This is a genomic window from Mesorhizobium sp. M1E.F.Ca.ET.063.01.1.1, assembly GCF_003998155.1.
GTDB lineage: Bacteria > Pseudomonadota > Alphaproteobacteria > Rhizobiales > Rhizobiaceae > Mesorhizobium.
Genome location: NZ_RZSC01000872.1, coordinates 1 through 2,277, shown reverse-complemented (window position 1 = coordinate 2,277; position 2,277 = coordinate 1). Strand labels below are relative to the sequence as shown.

Here is a 2,277-nt window from a genome sequence, read left to right as displayed (position 1 = left end):
CCATATCGTACTGGAACGCCTTGATGCCGAGCGGCTCCTGGCCGCTGAGGGCATCGATGCCGCCCTGCGGCATCGAGAACGGATTGTGGGCGAAGTCGATCTTGTTCTCGTCCTCGTTCCATTCGAAGAACGGGAAGTCGACGATCCAGCACAGCTCGAAGCGGTCGCGGTCGACGAGGTTCAGTTCCTCGCCGGCGCGCGTGCGCGCCGCGCCCGCGAAGGCGACGAACTTTTTCGGATCGCCGGCGACGAAGAAGGCGGCATCGCCATCGGCAAGGCTGAGCTGCTGGCGGATCGCCTCGGTGCGCTCCTCGCCGATGTTCTTGGCGATCGGGCCGGCGCCTTCGAGCTTGTCTCCCTCCTTGCGCCAGAAGATGTAGCCGAGGCCCGGCTGGCCTTCGCTCTGCGCCCAGGAGTTCATGCGGTCGCAGAAGGCGCGGCTGCCGCCGGTCCTGGCCGGGATAGCCCACACCTCGGCCTTCGCATCATTGGCCAGGATGCTGGCGAAGACCTTGAAGCCGGAATCGCGAAAATGATCCGAGACCGCCTGGATCTCGATCGGATTGCGCAGGTCCGGCTTGTCGGTGCCGTAAGTCCGCATCGCCACGTCAAAGGGGATACGGCGGAATTCCTGGGTCACCGGCTTGCCAGCGGCAAAGGTCTCGAAGACGCCGCGAAGCACCGGCTCCATGGTGGAGAGCACGTCATCCTGCTCGACGAAGCTCATCTCGAGATCGAGCTGGTAGAACTCGCCGGGCAGGCGGTCGGCGCGCGGGTCCTCGTCGCGGAAGCAGGGCGCGATCTGGAAATAACGGTCGAAGCCGGAGACCATGATCAGCTGCTTGTACTGCTGCGGCGCCTGCGGCAGGGCGTAGAAGGTGCCGGGATTGATGCGCGACGGCACCAGGAAGTCGCGCGCTCCCTCCGGCGAGGAGGCGGTGAGGATGGGCGTCGAGAATTCGGTGAAACCGACCTCGTCCATGCGCTTGCGCATCTCGGCGATGATCTTCGTGCGCGCCACGATGTTCTTGTGCAGCGTCTCGCGACGCAGGTCGAGGAAGCGGTATTTCAGACGGATGTCTTCCGGATAGTCCGGCTCGCCGAAGACCGGGAGCGGCAATTCCTTGGCCGCCGAGAGCACCTCGATCTCGCGCGCGAACACCTCGACCTCGCCGGTCGGCAGGTTGGGGTTCACCGTCTCCGGCAGGCGCGCCTTGACCTCGCCGTCGACGCGGATCACCCATTCGCCACGCACGGTCTCGGCGATCTTGAAGGCCGGTGAATCCGGATCGGCGACGATCTGGGTCAGACCGTAATGGTCGCGCATGTCGATGAAGAGCAGCCCGCCATGGTCGCGCACGCGATGCACCCAGCCCGACAGGCGTACGGAATTGCCGACGTCGCTCTTTCTCAATTGGGCACAGGTGTGGCTGCGGTAACGATGCATTGTCATTGGTGGAGTCCGGAATTGCGGGCGAAAGCCCGGCTCGAAAATTGGCGCGAAAAGCGCATGAGAGGCCGGCTTTGTCAAGGCAAGCGGTCACACAGGGCAAGCGGCCATACAGGCTGGCGACTTTGGGCGTTCACGCGAAGCGGATTTCAGCGCCCTGCCGCTGGAAATCGGCGAGGATGGCGGCGGGCGCCGTTCTTTCCACCACCAGATGGCGGATCGCGTCGGGTGCGGCGACACGATACGGCGCGGCAGTGGCGAGTTTGTCGTTGGTAGCGGCAATGACGATGCCGGCGCTGTTTTTCGCCATGGCGCGCTTCACCTCGGCTTCGGCCGAATCGAAAGCCGTGACGCCGCGCGAGGCATCAAGGCCGCAGGAGCCGAGGAAGAACAGATCCGCGCCGAGTTGCGCCACGGCGGTCAGCGTGTCGCCGCCGACGCAGGTGCCGAGGTCGCGGACGTACCGGCCGCCGAGCACGATCAGCTCGACCAGGGGAAGATCGGCGAGAGCCGTTGCCACGCCCAGCGAATTGGTGGCTACCGTCAGCTCGATGTCGCGCGGGATCGCCCTGGCGATCGCCTCATTGGTCGTGCCGCCGTCGATGAACAGGGTCTGGCCGGCGACGAGCACGCCTACCGCAGCCTTGGCCAGGCGCAGCTTCTCCTCGACCGCATGGCTGCTGCGCTGGCTGATCGTTGCCGCGGCGAACGGCGCCAAAGTGACCGCTCCGCCATAGACGCGACGCAACTGGCCGGCCTTGGCGAGTTCCCGCAGATCGCGCCGCACCGTGTCTTCCGAGACGCCGAAGCGGCTGGCGCGCTCGCCC

At 65.7% G+C, this 2,277-nt stretch carries 2 protein-coding genes; both read right to left on the bottom strand.

Annotated elements, in window-relative coordinates; translation table 11 throughout:
- A partial coding sequence (gene aspS / locus EOA29_RS33635) for an aspartate--tRNA ligase (protein ID WP_189479076.1) occupies nt 1–1,447 on the bottom strand: 1,447 nt, incomplete at its 3' end.
- Between the two features lie 136 nt (nt 1,448–1,583).
- A partial coding sequence (locus tag EOA29_RS33630) for a DeoR/GlpR family DNA-binding transcription regulator (RefSeq protein WP_145969958.1) occupies nt 1,584–2,277 on the bottom strand: 694 nt, incomplete at its 5' end.